This is a genomic window from Streptomyces longisporoflavus (assembly GCF_014649775.1).
Lineage (GTDB): Bacteria > Actinomycetota > Actinomycetes > Streptomycetales > Streptomycetaceae > Streptomyces > Streptomyces longisporoflavus.
Map to the genome: position 1 here is coordinate 1 of NZ_BMTR01000059.1, position 14,985 is coordinate 14,985.

At 68.4% G+C, this 14,985-nt stretch carries 16 protein-coding genes and 3 pseudogenes; 9 read left to right on the top strand and 10 right to left on the bottom strand.

The window, feature by feature from the left end:
• Positions 1–393 precede the first annotated feature (393 nt).
• The 3 genes and pseudogenes from IE226_RS42280 to IE226_RS42290 all read left to right on the top strand — a co-directional run bounded on the left by IE226_RS42280 (position 394) and on the right by IE226_RS42290 (position 1,248).
• Complete coding sequence (locus IE226_RS42280) at positions 394–594, top strand: hypothetical protein (RefSeq protein WP_190086857.1); 201 nt, start codon at positions 394–396, stop codon at positions 592–594.
• A gap of 218 nt (positions 595–812) precedes the next feature.
• Positions 813–1,010 (top strand): annotated as a pseudogene (locus IE226_RS44690) (peptidoglycan recognition protein family protein); the annotation flags it as partial.
• Positions 958–1,248 (top strand): chaplin, encoded by a 291-nt coding sequence (locus IE226_RS42290; protein ID WP_373307116.1) that lies wholly within the window; start codon positions 958–960, stop codon positions 1,246–1,248. The pseudogene IE226_RS44690 and the gene IE226_RS42290, both read left to right, overlap by 53 nt.
• A gap of 36 nt (positions 1,249–1,284) precedes the next feature.
• Here the strand turns inward: IE226_RS42290 and IE226_RS42295 are convergent, their stop codons facing one another.
• The gene (locus IE226_RS42295) at positions 1,285–1,458 is read right to left on the bottom strand and encodes a hypothetical protein (RefSeq protein WP_190086858.1); all 174 of its coding nucleotides are present in this window, start codon (positions 1,456–1,458) and stop codon (positions 1,285–1,287) included.
• A gap of 1,283 nt (positions 1,459–2,741) precedes the next feature.
• Entirely contained in the window at positions 2,742–3,437 is a 696-nt protein-coding gene (locus IE226_RS42300; RefSeq protein WP_190086859.1) for a hypothetical protein, read from the bottom strand.
• A gap of 234 nt (positions 3,438–3,671) precedes the next feature.
• Between IE226_RS42300 and IE226_RS42305 the strand changes: the two genes are divergently transcribed.
• Positions 3,672–3,962: a hypothetical protein gene (locus IE226_RS42305; protein ID WP_190086860.1), complete on the top strand. Its 291-nt coding sequence runs from the start codon at positions 3,672–3,674 to the stop codon at positions 3,960–3,962.
• Positions 3,959–4,345, top strand: a complete 387-nt coding sequence (locus IE226_RS42310; protein WP_190086861.1) for a PIN domain-containing protein — start codon at positions 3,959–3,961, stop codon at positions 4,343–4,345. The genes IE226_RS42305 and IE226_RS42310 overlap by 4 nt, the downstream gene beginning before the upstream one ends.
• 318 nt (positions 4,346–4,663) lie before the next feature.
• Here the strand turns inward: IE226_RS42310 and IE226_RS42315 are convergent, their stop codons facing one another.
• Positions 4,664–4,888, bottom strand: a complete 225-nt coding sequence (locus tag IE226_RS42315) for an LLM class flavin-dependent oxidoreductase (RefSeq protein WP_229871946.1) — start codon at positions 4,886–4,888, stop codon at positions 4,664–4,666.
• 86 nt (positions 4,889–4,974) lie between these two features.
• Here IE226_RS42315 and IE226_RS42320 point away from each other — a divergent pair, with 86 nt between their 5' ends.
• On the top strand, positions 4,975–5,754 hold the full coding sequence (locus tag IE226_RS42320) for a helix-turn-helix domain-containing protein (RefSeq protein ID WP_190086862.1): 780 nt from the start codon (positions 4,975–4,977) through the stop codon (positions 5,752–5,754).
• On the opposite strand, the gene IE226_RS42325 is transcribed toward IE226_RS42320, so the two are convergent.
• Positions 5,733–6,155 carry a PDDEXK family nuclease gene (locus IE226_RS42325; protein WP_190086863.1) on the bottom strand — a complete coding sequence of 141 codons (423 nt, stop codon included), beginning with the start codon at positions 6,153–6,155 and terminating at the stop codon, positions 5,733–5,735. The two genes, IE226_RS42320 and IE226_RS42325, sit on opposite strands and share 22 nt — an antisense overlap.
• Positions 6,156–6,266: 111 nt before the next feature.
• On the opposite strand from IE226_RS42325, the gene IE226_RS42330 reads away from it, so the two are divergent.
• Positions 6,267–6,596, top strand: coding sequence for a transcriptional regulator (locus tag IE226_RS42330; protein WP_190086864.1), 330 nt, complete (start codon positions 6,267–6,269; stop codon positions 6,594–6,596).
• Between the two features lie 67 nt (positions 6,597–6,663).
• On the opposite strand, the pseudogene IE226_RS42335 reads toward IE226_RS42330, so the two are convergent.
• The 4 genes and pseudogenes from IE226_RS42335 to IE226_RS42350 form a co-directional block, all read right to left on the bottom strand.
• Positions 6,664–6,860 (bottom strand): annotated as a pseudogene (locus tag IE226_RS42335) (transposase); the annotation flags it as partial.
• Between the two features lie 87 nt (positions 6,861–6,947).
• Positions 6,948–7,469, bottom strand: coding sequence for a hypothetical protein (locus tag IE226_RS42340; protein WP_190086865.1), 522 nt, complete (start codon positions 7,467–7,469; stop codon positions 6,948–6,950).
• Positions 7,470–8,502: 1,033 nt separating this feature from the next.
• A pseudogene (gene sigJ, locus IE226_RS42345) lies at positions 8,503–9,416 on the bottom strand (RNA polymerase sigma factor SigJ).
• Positions 9,417–9,637: 221 nt separating this feature from the next.
• Positions 9,638–10,222: a Dps family protein gene (locus tag IE226_RS42350; protein ID WP_190086871.1), complete on the bottom strand. Its 585-nt coding sequence runs from the start codon at positions 10,220–10,222 to the stop codon at positions 9,638–9,640.
• Between the two features lie 238 nt (positions 10,223–10,460).
• On the opposite strand from IE226_RS42350, the gene IE226_RS42355 reads away from it, so the two are divergent.
• Positions 10,461–11,828: a dihydrolipoyl dehydrogenase family protein gene (locus IE226_RS42355; protein ID WP_190086866.1), complete on the top strand. Its 1,368-nt coding sequence runs from the start codon at positions 10,461–10,463 to the stop codon at positions 11,826–11,828.
• Between the two features lie 50 nt (positions 11,829–11,878).
• A complete protein-coding gene (locus IE226_RS42360; RefSeq protein ID WP_190086867.1) occupies positions 11,879–13,006 on the top strand; it encodes a low temperature requirement protein A in 1,128 nt (375 codons plus the stop codon).
• Between the two features lie 37 nt (positions 13,007–13,043).
• Here the strand turns inward: IE226_RS42360 and IE226_RS42365 are convergent, their stop codons facing one another.
• On the bottom strand, positions 13,044–13,763 hold the full coding sequence (locus tag IE226_RS42365) for an alpha/beta fold hydrolase (RefSeq protein ID WP_190086868.1): 720 nt from the start codon (positions 13,761–13,763) through the stop codon (positions 13,044–13,046).
• A gap of 81 nt (positions 13,764–13,844) precedes the next feature.
• Positions 13,845–14,501, bottom strand: a complete 657-nt coding sequence (locus IE226_RS42370) for a helix-turn-helix domain-containing protein (protein WP_229871947.1) — start codon at positions 14,499–14,501, stop codon at positions 13,845–13,847.
• Positions 14,502–14,985: the final 484 nt, after the last annotated feature.

Below are 14,985 nucleotides of genomic sequence, written 5' to 3' on the forward strand. Positions count from 1 at the left end.
CCGCACCCGCCCCCACCCTTCATCCAACGGGCGCGGGAGCAGGGGCAGCAGAGGGGATGTCAGACCCCCGACCACACACCCATACACCCCCTCGCCAGCAAAGACACCCCGACCTCTCACATACCGGTGCAACAGATGACGCAAGGACCAGTGCAACAGTTCCCGCAAGAGTTAATGCAACAGATGCCGCCGCCCCGGTGCCTGTACCAACGGCGCCCTCGACGATAAGTCACCGGTTCTGCAGCCCTTTACGACCGATCTCGCCTGAGACGCGATCAAGGTCCCACAAACGAAGGGACCAGTTCACGCAGACGGCTCATGATCGTTTTATCCGCATGGCGGATCGGTAAGACCTAGAACTCGAAAAGCCAGTCCCCTCGCCAGGAGGTACCCATGCATATCCGAACCATCTTCGCCACCGCCATGCTCGCCACAGTCACCGTAATCGGCGGGGCCAGCACGGCCAGCGCCGACGACGGCCCCGCCGTCGCCGCCGACGCCCTCCAGAACCCGATCAAGGTCCCCGGCCAGCTCGCCTGTAATGCCGTCGAAGTCAGCGGAACGTTCGACCCCTCACACGGCAGCGACTGCTGACGCCTCGAAGGCGCCCCCATGATCCAGCCCACAACTTGACCTAGCTGCCCCGCCCCGAGGGCGGCAGCACCCCCGCCCCGCCATTTCTTGAGTGGTGGGGCCTTCGCATGTCTGGAGACTTCCCCTTGGCACGCATACCCGGCGCCACATGGCGCCCCATCCCGGTCAACTTCACCAACGACGGACAGGCCCAAGTATACGGCGTCGTCGTCCACATCATGGCCGGAACCCCGTCCGGCACCGACAGTTGGTTCCGCAACCGCAACGCACGGGCATCGTCGCACTTCGGCACCAGCAAGAACGGCGCCCTGTATCAGTGGGTCGACAGCAGCGACCGCCCGCGGGCGCAGGCTGCGGCCAACAGTGCGTGGCTGTCCATCGAGAACGAAGGCCAAGGCGGGCGCGATACCCTCACCGACGACCAGCTCGGGTACGGCCGGACTCGCGTTCGCCGACGCCGGCGCCAGCGGCGCAGTCCAGAACTCGCCGGGAGTGCTCTCCGGCAACACCGCTCAGATTCCCGTAAACATCCCCGTCCAGGCAGTCGGCAACTCCATCGACGTCACCAGCACCCACGGCGCATGGAAGCGCGTCATCCACTACACGGCCCACATCGACGGGCACGACTCCGAACAGACCGCATCCGGCACCTGAGCAGTGCCACGGCTCCAGCGGCTAAGGAAGCGGACGTCACTCCGCCAAATCGCTCAGGTCGTTGTGGAACGTCACTTCAGAATTCACCTCGTTCGCGATCTCGCTAACGGAGGCGTCTCCAGGACCGTCGTCCGCAAATGCGGTGGCGGCCCCCGCGAGGGCCATTGAGGCAGCCAGAGCCACGGTTGCCAGGGCTGTGCGAATACGCATGTTCTCTCCTTCTGACGACTGATCCGACGTCTCGAAGGGTTCTCCGCAGGCCCCTGGTGAACCGCCATGAACCGTTGACCAACCCCATCGTGGCGGGTCCTTCGCCCATCCGGTCGGCCCGCTCGTACTGGTCATACCGGTCCCACCTGAGAGCGCGACTACCGCGCACCCCACCAGCCCGGAAACAGCGGACCGACCACCCGACTCTCACCAGCTCTACCCATGCACCCGCCAAGGGCTGTGGCCGCAGGGGTCGTGAGACAGAGCACAGGGAAACCACACCGCCCACCAGTAGCCACCACTAGACCAAGGAAGACCACCAGCACACACGACCCAATGGCACAGGTGCGCGGCACCGTCGGGGAAACCCGCACACAATCCGCCAAGCCTCCGACTCGAACTCCGGATGCGGGCACGGTAAGCGGCAAAACAGAATCCACTAATCGATTTCGCTCAGACTTTGTCGTCGCGCTCGTATTCCATGTTCGCGTTATCCGAATCGTCTGCCCATCAGCGGTCACGCTCAGACAAGCCACGCGCCACAGCGATCACAGCCACAACAGCGATGGCTCCAACTGTGCAGAAGACCGCTGCGGGGTAGCCGAAGATTGCTGACGCGGTGAACAGAAGGGCGCAGAGACCAAGCGCGGCAACGCCCCACCTGACACGCCGCCTTCCTCTCATGGGCTCAGTCATGCGTCACTCCTATCCCATGTCCCCTATTTTGACCGTTGGCTGTGAGATTCAGACTCCAATCCCCATGAGAAGTCGGGCCTTGCCCCCTGATGTTGAACACACGAGACACTGGAACCTGAAGATCTGAGAACGGACATCTCGTGGTCACGAAGAACTACCCGCCTGAGTTCAGGGCGGACGCGGTCGCGCTCTACGAAGTCGCGGCCGGAGGCGACGATCAGATCGGTCCCCGCCGAACTGTGGATCAATCCGGAGACCCTGCGGAACTGGGTGAGGGCTGCCGGAGCAAGCCGTCCGCGCGGCCGCGGGGTCCGAATCAGAGTCGGACAGCTCGGGCACCGGGACCGTGTCGGGGGCCGGGCGGCCGTCCGGCCTCCCGACTTGTCGGCGGCCGCGATGATGCAGGTCTGCTCCGAACGGCCTTCGTCGCCCAGGCCGCCGCGACCGACGCCATGCAGACCCGGAAAGAGAACTGAGAGAAGGCCGAGACGACGGTGACCGTCGAGCGCACCGACCAACAGCCCACCCAGCCACTGGACACCGAGCGCTAGTCCCGCCCGAAAGCCCGCGCCACGGCAGCACCCCTTCTATGCCCTCTCGCCGTCGCACCCGGACGCGGGCTTGAAGACCGGTTTACCGTCGACGATGCCGTCCAGTTGCTTCACACCGGAGGGCCTGTTCTGCAACCACCTGTCCGGGGAGCGCGGGTCAATTTGGTCGAGGCCGCTTCCGGGGGCGCGCACCCATCGCGCGCCGTCTCGATCCATGAACTGCACGTGCTTGACCTCGACACCAGTGTCATCAGGAATCTTGCGCAAGCGGCCAAGAAACTTCTTGGTGTACAGCAAGGCCTTCTCTTCGACTATCAAGTCCGTGCAGGGGCCGATCACCGCATAGGGAAACTCAAATCGGGCGACAACCGCACGGCCGGATCGGTCCATAGGTTCGATGTAGACCCAGAAGAGGATTCGTATTGATTCCACTGGGTCCTGAGACCTGTTCCGCAGGTGAACGGAAAAGTTTCCTTTTCCGTCACCTTCCGCCCAGGCGGCTACTTGGCTTGCTTGATCACGGTCCTCGCGAGCAGCGTCTTCTCGGGACTGGTCCAGTTGATCTTTCGCTACATCAACCCCGTAGGAGGTTGTTATGGCCCCGTAGTAGGTCGCGATGGCTGTGAACAGCAACGTGCCGATACCTGCGATTACTCCGGCGACCGTTCCCCACGTAGTCCAGTCGATGCGTCGCGGCTCCCCGCCGCGAGGCTGCTCTTCGCGGTCCGGCACACGGGCCCTCACGCGGCCCGGCGCAGGACGACGTCTCGCCAGTCTCAACCGCTCTCGTCTCTGGTTTCCGCCTCCGGGCATGTACCCCCCTAGCCTGACGCTGGCCACCAACAGCCCTGCGGTTACTTGAAGCTATCGCCTGGCCAGCATCCGAGCACCCGTCGGCCGCAGCGCTGCGAGACGCTTCTTCCGGTCGGCATACAGCGGAAGTATTCTCGCTGGTATACTCCTGGTGTGGACACGACCATCAAGATCGACTCACAGACGCGGGACAAGCTCTCCGCCCTGGCGCAGGCCAGGAACATGACGATGCGGGCGCTGATCGAGGAATTCGCCGCCACCGCCCTCACCCCTGAGCAGCTGCGCGAACGCGCCGCACGCACGGACACGTTCCTGCAAGCAGAGTTCGGTCACACCATCAGTGACAGCGAGGCGGGATCACTGCGCGAGCGCATGCGCCAGGCACAGTCCGCCCGCCACACCCACGCCACGGAAACGACGGACGGGCGGGACCCGGGCGCGTGATCCTGGAACACTACGTCCTGGACACCGCTACCCTCCTCGCACTCGGCGGCAGCAAGCAGGTCTCCGGCCTCATCCACCTCGCTGCCGGCGACCCGGTGGTCCGGCTCTGGGTGCCGATCACGTGCGCGCTGGAAGCCGAACGCGAACGAACCGGCATCGTGGACTACCTCGGCATCCTGGACGTCCTGCACACCCTCGACACCGACTATGCAGCCGCCCACACAATCGCTGCCCTCCACCAACGCCATGTCTCCTACGGCGTGGCCGCCGCAGTCCACGCCGCGCGCCCCACGCTCGACCGCCCCGAGGGCGCCCTGGTCGCTACGGTGGCGCCCCAGCCGTACGAGGCACTGGAAGTACCCGTCTTCAACCTCAACGCCTGAGAAGACGGCCCGTGCCCGCCGGCGGTCCACCGCATGGCAGGGCCCGCACAGGTATACGCCTCAGCGCAACAGGCCACTAGCCTCAACAGTCCGGTGACACCAGCTGGTTGGGCAGCCCCGGGCAGGGACCAGTCCTGCCCCGCCGCCAGGAGGGCACCGCGCGGGGACCATCGAGGGGGAGCCTCGGTCCCCCGCGCCCCGGCCGCCGCCGCACCCGCGCGGCGACGGCCGGACACTCCCGTGCTTGGGCGTTGATGAGCCACCGGACAGCAGGTCGATGGAGGCAAGTGCCTGCGCGGCCTGGATCGGCCGACGGAGTCACGGCATCAGTGCAGCTGTGCCCAGCGTCACGGTCTCGGTCACGGGGGCCAGTGCGGCCAGCATCGTGAGCGCCTCGATGCGCGGGCTGAGCAGGGAATCGTTGGCGAAGAGCGACGAGAATCCCGAGCGTTCGGCATAGCGGCCGAAGGCAATCAGCTCGCGAGGGTCGTCGGCAGGGCCCCACTGGGCGGTTCCGGTCGGAAGCAGTACACCGATGTCCATGCCGGCCATGTTCACGACCGGTACGAGTGGCGGCAATTCCCTGCGGGGAATGGCCCGGGACCCTCCGCCACCGTTACAACAGGCCCGTGGACTTCCCTCGTACGCTCCGTGAACGTCGTACCCGCCGTCATGTCAGCCAGCTCGATCTGGCGCTGCGAGCAGGCACCACCCAGCGCTACCTCAGTTTCATTGAATCCGGCAGGTCTGTCCCGGGCCGGAACATGGTCGTGCGCCTGGCCGAGTCGCTGGACCTGCCGCTGCGGGAGCGCAACGAACTGCTGCTGGCCGCCGGGTACGCGCCCGCCTACCCGGAGAGCTCACTGGACGATCCCGTGCTGGCCCCCGTACGCACGGCGATCGACCACATCCTCCGCGGGCATCTGCCGTATCCGGCGGTGGTTGTGGACCGAGGCGGTGACCTGATCGCCGCGAACACCGCATTCGACCTGATCACCGAGGGCGCGGCCCCCGAGCTGGTGGGCCCCGGCACGAACATCTACCGCCTGGCGCTGCATCCCGGCGGACTGGCTCCCCGCATCCTCAACCTCGCCGAGTGGGCGCGCCACATCCTGGTGCGCCTTGAGCATCTGGAGGAGTTGCGCGCTGAACTCACCGGGTACGTTCCCGCGCTGGAGCCGTCCGCCGGGCAACTCGGTTTCGCGGTGCCACTGCGTCTGCGGTCCTCCTGCGGTGAGCTCCGCCTGATGACAACTGTGACAACCTTCGCCACCGCCGTCGACGTGACCCTTGCCGAGCTGAAGCTGGAGGCGTTCCTGCCGGCCGACCCGGCCACTGCCGAGGCTCTCTCAGCAGCCGCCGGGGCAAAGGCTTGTGCTGCCGCCGCTCATGAGCCCGGGAACATGTAGTCCACCTTGATGCGGCCGTTGTCGTCGAGTACGAGGATGTCCGAACCACCACCCACCACGTCGCCGCTTTCGGTGTACACCGCCTCCCAGCCGACCCTGACCACGCCATTGAGACGTATCGCACCGGGGCGCACCCGGAACGCGAACCCCTGTTTCACGACGAACCGCTCGTAGCTTCGCGCCACTCGGGTCTCGATGGCGTCGTGTCCCTGTGCCTCCAGAGTCGGGTGGTCGAAGCCGAGATCCGCGGCGGCCTCCCGTATCTCCGCAGGCGGGTGAAGGATATGGGTGCCGTCCTCGGCCCAGAGCCGTTCGATGGCAGCGCGGCGCTCTGCGGCATCGGGCACATTCCATTGAGCCATGTAGCGGTCGGCCAGCTGCTGCGGGTCGATCTCGATCATCTTCGTCTCCTTGCCCGGGCAGGTCCACTTGGATCAGATCCTGCGGGGCACGGTGGAGACCGACAATTCCCTGTAGGGAATGGGACTTTCAAGTCAGTGACGACAGCGGTCATGCGTAGTCTCATCCGGGCGCGCTACACCAGCCGCCTGCCCGAGCACCTGGCCGACCTGGCCGGTCCCGCCCACGGCACGGTCAGCCTGCCCCTGCACGTGGTCCGGCCCGGGCTGCGCTCCTTCGACCTGGACCGCCCGCGCTCACGCATGAGCCTGTACCGCACGGTGCTCACCGAGGGACAGGGCGAGGACCTGACCGCCTTCCTGAACCCGGACCTGCTGCTGGCGCAGCGGCCCATGCTGCGCACCCTGATCGACAGGACCATCCGCGATATGCGGGAATCCCGCTTCACCGAGCTCACCGACCGGGTCTCGATCGCTGCATAATGCTGTCCGGCCTGCACCGAAGCCTGCTCGCCGACGTCCTTGCCATCAGGCCGCCCTACCCACTGGATCATCGGCGGTACGCCGTCAAGGCCCACGGACTGGCCATGAGGTTGGTCGTGGCGAGGTGGATCATGGCTTCGGAGCGATGCGGGTGAGTCTCTCGTGGTCGCGGGCCAGGCGGCGGTGGAGCATCAGCCAGCCGCAGGTCCGCTCCACCGCCCACCGTTTCGGGATGGGGGTGCAGTTCCGGGTGCCGGGCGCTCGCTCCGACCACCCGCCGGCATGCGCGAACTCTCCCCGTGTCATCTTGCCGCTTCCAATCGGCGCGGGTATGACGCTCGACGTCGGTCCTCAGCAAGAGTCGTTGGCCAGCGTCCGGAACTCCGCACGGCTCATGGCCTTTCCGTCGGCCCACCACTGTCCCGGGGCCAGGCCCTCGACGTCCGCAGCTGTGAAACGGACAACGCCCTTGTAGCGCACGGTCTCGTTCGGCCCGACGGCAAAGCTCACCGAGTAGTCCCCCTCCGATGCCAGCTTCGTGGCGGAAACAACGTCGCCCCGCCAGTCTTTCGGGAGAGTGAAGAGGCTGAACTGCGTCTCGCCTTTGACAGAACCGGACGGGCGGGCCGACCAGCCTTCCAGGGCCCCCGGTTCCACTGTCTCGCCCGTCTCCTCACTCCTGCCGATCACGACCTCACGGAGAGGATCGTCGTCCGAGCAGGTCCGCAGCAGCGCCCATATCTCTGCATTCGAGCCCTTACCGATGGCCACCAGGGGGCGCTCGGGCGGACTGCAGCCAGCCGCAAGCAGCGCAAGAGCCAGGCTCACGCAGGCGCGGGACGGTGTCCACGCTGCTTTGTTGTTTCCCGTCACGGAGATCCTCATCTCGCTCCAGAGCGATAGCCGATCACGAAATGGTCCGCGTGCGTAAGACGATGAAGCCAGCAAAGTCAGCGGCATCGCGGCAACTCGACCGGGACGTGCCAGGCAGAACCGGCTCGCCAGGTCAGTGCGGCAGGAGTGCCCGATCAACACGGCCCGGGGCACCATGTCCCATGCGTCGAGCAGCTCGGCGAGATCGTCGACATGTCGGGCGAAGGATGGGCCCCTCCACGGGGTCGGCCCATGCCACGCTGGTGGTACCGGTACACGGGTACGAGGCCCGCCGTGGGAAGCGCTGGTATCCCCCTCTCCTCCGCGTCCTGTTCATCCTCACCGGCGCCGGTCGCCGCACGATGGCCAACCGGACGGCCGACCTGCGGTCCATGGCCGAGGTCCACCCCGCCGTCGCCCACCTCGCCCTCCACGTCCCCCTCGCCGCCGCCGTACTCGAAGACCTCGAACAGCAAGGGCCTTCTACTCCCGTCTGGACGCCCCTCACCTCACCGGCAGTGCCGAACCACGGCCCTGGACCGACCTCTAGCCGCCTTCGACCGACGCCCGGGGACCATCGTCGGCAGGGCACGCCCTACAGAAGTCACCTGCGCGACAGTGTCAGAAGCTGTGCGACATCCCTACCGTGCGGCGGGCCACCAGGCCCGAAAACACGTCGTCCACGCCCTGCAGATATCGCCGGTCGCCGACACTCCCTACCGCGCAGGACACAGCAGGTGGAAAGGCAAGCCCAGTTGGCTGTGGCTGCCGTGCTTCAGTGGCGGCTACGGGTTCTGGAGGTAGGCCGGTTCGCGGTGGGTGGATCCGTCGGCCGCGCACCCGGGCGGCTCAGCGGTTTCCCCGGAGGGGGCCGGGGCCGACGCCCGCACCGGGACCTCCCGCGAGGCACCTTGGCTCCGCAGCCGCAGCCAGCCCGCGCTCCCGTCCGGCTCCCCACCCGAGCCTGCGAGCCGCCGCCCTGCCCCGCCTCACCGATCCACGCACCGGGGCCCAGCGGTCTGTCTCATCCGGCTCAGCCGCTCACCCAGTAGCGGAGTTTGTCGGGGTTGCGCACCACCCAGATGTTCTTGATCCGGTCTCCCGCGACCTCGAACGCGAACACCGTCACGACGCGGCCGTCCTGCTCGGCCACCACACCGGGCTGACCGTTGACCCTGCGCTCCAGGAACGTCATGTCGCCGGGCTTGCGGCGGGCAATCTCCGCCCAGGCGTGCGCGATCTGCCGGCCGCCCGCAATGGGATTCAGGAAGGTCGTGGCAAGGCCGCCGCCGTCGGCGATCGCGGTGGCGTGGGGGTCGAGCAGGCCGATCAGGGCGTCTATGTCCTTGGCCTCCCACGCGTGCTTGAAGTCCCTGATGATGCCGGCGCGCCGTGCTTCCGGGGGCGGGGGCGGCGTCTCCTGCCCGGTCCGGATACGGCGACGGGCCGAGGAGGCCAGCTGACGGCATGCCGCTGGTGTGCGGCCGACGATCCCGGCCACTTCCGCGAAGGGGTAGCGGAAGACGTCGTGCAGGATGAACGAGACGCGTTCGGCCGGGGTCATGGAATCGAGCACGACCAGAAAGGCCAGGCTGACCGACTCATCCAGGGTGACCCGGTCGGCCGGGTCCCCAGCCCCGCCGCCCGGCCGGCCGCTGGTCGGCCCGTACGCTCGGGCAGCGGTTCGGGGAGCCATTGGCCGACGTACGTCTCCCGCCGGGCCCGTGCCGAACCGAGCACATTGAGGCAGATACGGCTGGCGACCGTCGTCAGCCAGGCGCCGGGGGAACCGATGGCGTCCTGCTGCTGCCGGGACATGGCATACCAGCGGGCGTAGGTCTCCTGTACGGCGTCCTCAGCCTCGGCCAGGGAGCCCAGCAGCCGGTACGCCAGATTGATCAACTGGCCCCGCTCCCCCGTGATCGCGTCGAGCCCCGGGGTGGTCATCGTCACGGCTCCCTCACTCGAGTGTGCTTTCACCTCAACGACAAGACAGCGCGCCGGAATGTGAGGCCGCGCCGTCGCCTCACATTCCGCGGGTCCGGATTGTCGAACGGCTGAGACGCCACCAGCTATCCGGCCGCGTTGCAGCGGCAGCACCCCTGGGAGACACCATGAGCCTGCGGACACCTGCTGTCCGCGAGCGTGTCGCGATGCGCCACCATGCGTCAGGCGCGGACCAGCGGGGTGTCGACCAAATGCTCGGCCAGGAACCACGCCTGACGTTCCCCGGTCCTGATCACCTGTGAGACCAACAGGTCGTTGCTGCCGTCGTCGCCCAGTTCCGCGGTCCGGGCCGCTGCGTCGTGAGCCTCGATCAGGATGGCCTCATGCGCCTCCAGCAGCCGGGACAGCATCACCGGCACCTCCTCCGCCCCGTCCGGGGGCCGCGGGATCGACGTGATCTCCGCGACGTGCCGGGGGTCGCCGACCGCGACGCCGCCCAGGGACTGGACGCGTTCGGCAAGCGTGTCGACGAGTTCGAGCTGTTCCCCGGCGTGCTTGTCCAGGACCACGTGCAGTTGGTAGAAGGTCGCGCCGCGCATCAGCCAGTGGTGCTTCTTGTAGAGGCCGTAGAGGATCTGTGTGTCCGCCAGGACGCGGTTCAGGCGCTGGCACCCGTACATCCGGGCCTCGTAGGACAGGCCGACCGGGAACTGCTTGACGGTCCCGAACTCCTGGATCACGTCTCCCTTCTGATGCAGCCGCGGCTGGCTGCCGCTCACGGGCTCGGCGTTGCCGCTCACGGTCATGGCGTTGCTGGTCACGGTCTTCCTCCTGCGGTGCTGTGCGGTAGGTACGACGGTGACGCTAGGCGCCTGCGGATGCGGCGAGTTGCCGTCGAGCGCACACGGTGACGCCTGCCGGCGCACTGCGCTCCGTGGCGGGCGCGACCCGTTCGCTCTGGGACAAGCGCCCGTGCGCCGGCGGGCACGGGCGGCCCCTCGCCCGCTCCTAACCTCTGCGTGACAGCCCGAGGCGAGGAGTGGCATGCGTACGAACGAGCAAGTGGATGTGGTGGTCGTCGGCCTGGGGCCGGGCGGTGAGCACATCGCGGGCACGCTGGCCGAGGCGGGCCTGGACGTGGTGGGGATCGAGGCGGAACTCGTCGGGGGTGAGTGCCCGTACTGGGGCTGCGTGCCCAGCAAGATGATGATCCGGGCCGGGAACCTGCTCGCCGAGGCGGCCCGGGTTCCCGCCCTCGCAGGCGAAGCGGCCGTGGCCCCCGATTGGGGCAAGGTCTCCGGGCGCGTCCGCGGTGAGGCCACCGACGACTGGAACGACCGGGTGGCCGCGGACCGGCTGACGGCCAAGGGCGGTCGGCTCGTCCGGGGAAGGGCCCGCCTGAGCGGCACCCGGCGGGTGTCCGTCGGCGACCAGACGTTCGAGGCCCGGCGCGGTGTCGTGCTCGCCACCGGCACCCGGCCCCGGGTCCCTCCGGTGCCGGGCCTCGCCCGGACGCCGTACTGGACGAACCGGGACGCCATGGCGGCCAAGGAGTTGCCCGCGTCGATGATCGTGCTCGGCGGCGGCGCCATAGGGGTCGAGCTCGCCCAGGTCTTCGCCCGCTTCGGGTGCCGGGTCACGGTGGTCGAGGGGCAGGACCGGCTGCTGTCGCGGGAGGAGCCGGAGGCCGGGGAGTTGGCCACGCGGGCGCTGCGGGCAGACGGGGTCAGCGTCCGCACCGCCGCCCGGGCGGCGCAGGTCGGCCATGACGGCACCGCGTTCACCGTGCGTCTGGAGGAGGGTGGCGAGCCGCTGCGCGCGGAGCGGCTCCTGGTGGCCACCGGGCGCTACGCCGACCTGGCCGCCCTCGGCGTCGACACGGTGGCGCTCGATCCGGCGGCACGGTCGCTGCACACCGACGGGCAGATGCGGGCCGCCGATGGCCTGTGGGCGGTGGGCGACATCACCGGCCGGGGCGCGTTCACCCATGTCTCCATGTACCAGGCGGAGATCGCCGTGCGGGACATCCTCGGGCAGCCGGGGCCCGACGCCGACTACCGGGCTCTGCCCCGCGTCACCTTCACCGACCCGGAGATCGGCGCGGTGGGACTGACGGAGCGTCAGGCACGTCAGCAGGGGCTGCGCGTGCGCACCGCTGTCGTGCCGCTCTCGTCCTCCACCCGCGGCTGGATTCACGGTCCGGGCGGCGAGGGGTTCATCAAGCTCGTCGAGGACGCCGAGCGGGGTGTCCTGGTCGGCGCCACGTCGGCGGGCCCCGCCGGAGGCGAGGTGCTGTACGGGCTGAACGTGGCCGTGCACGCCGAAGTACCCGTCGCCCGGCTCCAGCACATGATCTACACGTACCCCACCTTCCACCGGACGATCGAGGCGGCCCTGAGAGCCCTCAACTGAACGGCACCCGGACCTCGTACACGGACGGGGCCCCGGCTCGGTGGCGCACCATGCCGGGCCGGGACCCGGGTGAACGGCACCGGTCCGCCACCTCGCTGGAGCTCCTCTTCGACCTGTGTTTCGTCGTCGCGGTGGCACAGGCTTCCGAAGGTCTGCACGAGGCGCTGACGCACGGGACCCTTGCCGCCGGTGTGCTCCGCTTCGCGCTGGTCTTCTTCACCATCTGGTGGGCCTGGATGAACTTCACCTGGTTCGCCTCCGCCTACGACCCGGACGACGTTCCCTACCGGCTGACCGTGCTGGTGCAGATCACGGGCTCGCTGGTGCTCGCCGCCGGTGTCGGCCACGCCTTCGACGAGGGCGACCTGCGGATCATCACGCTCGGATATGTCGTGCTGCGTACGGCACTGGCCGCGCTGTGGCTGCGTGCGGCGCTCTCCGATGCGGCCCGGCGCAGGACGACGCTGCGTTTCGCCGTTGGGATCACGGTATGTCAGATCGGCTGGGTCGCCCTGCTCGCCCTTCCCGCGGCGGTGCGTCTTCCGGGCATCGTGGTGTTGATCGTCGCCGAGGTCTCGGTGCCCGTCTGGGCCCAGTCCGCGGGGATGACGCCGTGGCATCCCCGCCACATCGCCGAGCGCTACGAACTGTTCACCCTCATCGTGCTCGGCGAGTCCATCGCGTCCGCCACCGTCGCGGTCCGCGGCGCCTTTGACCGGCACCACGCCACCGGGGCGCTCTGCGCGGTGGCGGCCGGCGGCCTGCTCATGGCCTTCGCCATGTGGTGGCTGTACTTCGCCCGCCCTGCGCATACGTTGCTCGCCTCCACGCGTCAGGCCCATCGCAGGAGATTCACCTGGGCCTACGGCCACTATCTGATCTTCGCGTCGGCGACCGCCGAGGGGGCGGGTCTGGCCGCGTACGCCGATCACGTCACGGGGCACAGCACCGCACCGTCAGTGCTCGCGGGCGCGGCGGTCACCGTCCCCGCCGCCGTCTTCCTGATCACCGTGTGGGCGGTGCACCTGCGCCCCCATCACGGGAGCACCGCCGGGTGGCTCGCGGTTCTGGCCGCGGGGGCGGGCATCCTGGCGGCCACGTACTCCCCCGCGCCCCCGCTGGCGGCCGGCGCCGTGCTGGCGGTCCTGGTCGCCGGCACCGTGCCCCGGCGGAGATGAGCCCCGAGGGCCGGCCCACGCGAGGCGCCGGGGTGGGTCAGCTGGTGGCGTGGACGGCGGTGAGGATGAGGTCGGCGACGTCCTTGGGGCGGGAGACGGCCACGGCGTGGGAGGCGCCGTCGAGTTCGATGATGGTGGCGGCGGCGCGTTCGGCGCCGAAGCGTTCGACGTCGGGGTTGATGGCCTGGTCGGCGCCGGCGATCAGGGCCCAGGAGGGCTTGGTCTTCCAGGCGGCGGCCGAGGCGCGCTCCTCGAACACGGCGGCGGCCAACGGCCGCTGCGCCGCCGCCAGAACTCTTGCGACGGATGCGGAGACATCGGCGGCGAACACCAGGGGAAAGGCCGCCGGGTCGATGCTGACCTCGGTGATGCGCTCACCGTCGCCGTCCGGACAGGTCCACCGCTTCAGGTGGTCGGCGAGAGCGGCGCGGGGGAAGCGGCCCTGGAGTTCGCCGAGGCTCTCGCCCTCTTCGAGGACGTAGGCGGCGACGTAGACGAGTCCGACGACGTTGTGCGCGGTGCCGGCGACGGTGATGAGGGCGCCGCCGTAGGAGTGGCCCACCAGCACGACAGGGCCGTCGATCTGGGCCGCCACGGAGGCGATGTACGCGGCGTCCGACGCCAGACCGCGCAGCGGGTTCGCCACCGCGAGGACCGCAATGCCGTCACGCTGGAGTTCGTCGATGACTCCGAGCCAGCCGGCCGTGTCGGTGAAGGCACCGTGCACGAGGACAACCGTGGGAGGAGATGCGGGCATGGGGCACTTCCTTCTGTTCACGTCCCGTTGAGGGGGTGTGGAGGGTGGTTTCAGCACGCATCGGCGGCCGGCCGGGGGAATTCAGCCGTGCGCGGAGGTCGCTGTCTGCCATTCACTGGGCGACACTCCATACGCCTGCCGGAACAGTCGGCTGAAATGGGAGGGGTTGGCGAATCCCCAGCGCTGGGCCACCGCGGCCACCGTGCGTCGGCGGTTGGAAAACCGCCCGAGATCGGCGCGGCAGGAGTCCAGCCTGCGCTGCCGTATCCATGTGCTCACGGTCGTGCCGTCCCGCTGGAACAGTTTGTGCAAGTAGCGGACGGAAATGTGGTGGGCGCGGGCAATCGATTCCGGTGACATGTCGGGGTCCATCAGGTTCTCCTCGATGTACTCCCGTATGCGCGCGAGCATCTCGCCGCCGCCCACCGCGGATTCGGACCGGTACGGTTCCAGGAGTTCGGCCACGAGAAGGGCGACGAGGTCCACGGCGTTGAGGGAGAGCTGCCTGCCGCTGGCCGAGTGGCGCAGCTCGTCCTCGCCTATCAGGGCGCCGAGAAACCTTGAGGTCAGCGCCCCGACGCCGCTGACCGCGCTCACCACCCGGGTGTCCGCGAGGTGACGCGCCTCTTCCCCGGTGATCCCCAGCTGGGAGCAGGAGATCCTGAAGAACACGAAGCCGCCATTGTGGCCGTGGTGTTCCGGACGCAGGGCGTCGAGGAGGACAAGGTCTCCGGCCACCGGCGCGTCCTGTGCGACGCCGCGAGGATCGGTCTCCTGATCGGAGACGCACAGCCCCAGGTAAAGGCATTCCCCGTCCCCTGGCCGCGCCGTCCACGGGAGCGTTCTGACGTGTCCGGAATCAGCTCCGTGAGCGGTCCCGGCCGTTGGTCTTTCCACACTTTTCGGCATGCGTGATATGACCGACGTGGTCATGGTGAGCTCCAGTCGTGCCGTGGTTCAACAGTTCTGAGATGCGGCGCCGCCCGTGCCACTCGACGAGTTTTGGGGGTGGCTGCGGCATTGCATTGCGGGCGGGCCGGCTTCATGGGCCGGTTCTCCTGCCCAACTCATTGTGGTTCGACCGGGCTCGCCGCCACCACCGCGCTCCGTAGTGATTGGCCGGGGAAAACTTCGTCACTCTGTAGCGGCGGGAGTCGGCGGGGGGTGCCTCTATGTCCTTCGTCAAGGCGCCCCTGTCGGGGTTGGGATGATTTGGCCTTGC

Bases quoted from the DNA above. Each gene is read 5' to 3' on its own strand.
- IE226_RS42315 (WP_229871946.1), bottom strand. From the start codon at position 4,888: ATGGACATCGGTGTACTGCTTCCGACCGGAACCGCCCAGTGGGGCCCT.
- IE226_RS42360 (WP_190086867.1), top strand. From the start codon at position 11,879: ATGCCGGGCCGGGACCCGGGTGAACGGCACCGGTCCGCCACCTCGCTG.
- IE226_RS42295 (WP_190086858.1), bottom strand. From the start codon at position 1,458: ATGCGTATTCGCACAGCCCTGGCAACCGTGGCTCTGGCTGCCTCAATG.
- IE226_RS42330 (WP_190086864.1), top strand. From the start codon at position 6,267: ATGCGTAGTCTCATCCGGGCGCGCTACACCAGCCGCCTGCCCGAGCAC.
- IE226_RS42365 (WP_190086868.1), bottom strand. From the start codon at position 13,763: ATGCCCGCATCTCCTCCCACGGTTGTCCTCGTGCACGGTGCCTTCACC.
- IE226_RS42350 (WP_190086871.1), bottom strand. From the start codon at position 10,222: ATGACCGTGAGCGGCAACGCCGAGCCCGTGAGCGGCAGCCAGCCGCGG.
- IE226_RS42355 (WP_190086866.1), top strand. From the start codon at position 10,461: ATGCGTACGAACGAGCAAGTGGATGTGGTGGTCGTCGGCCTGGGGCCG.
- IE226_RS42325 (WP_190086863.1), bottom strand. From the start codon at position 6,155: ATGATCGAGATCGACCCGCAGCAGCTGGCCGACCGCTACATGGCTCAA.
- IE226_RS42280 (WP_190086857.1), top strand. From the start codon at position 394: ATGCATATCCGAACCATCTTCGCCACCGCCATGCTCGCCACAGTCACC.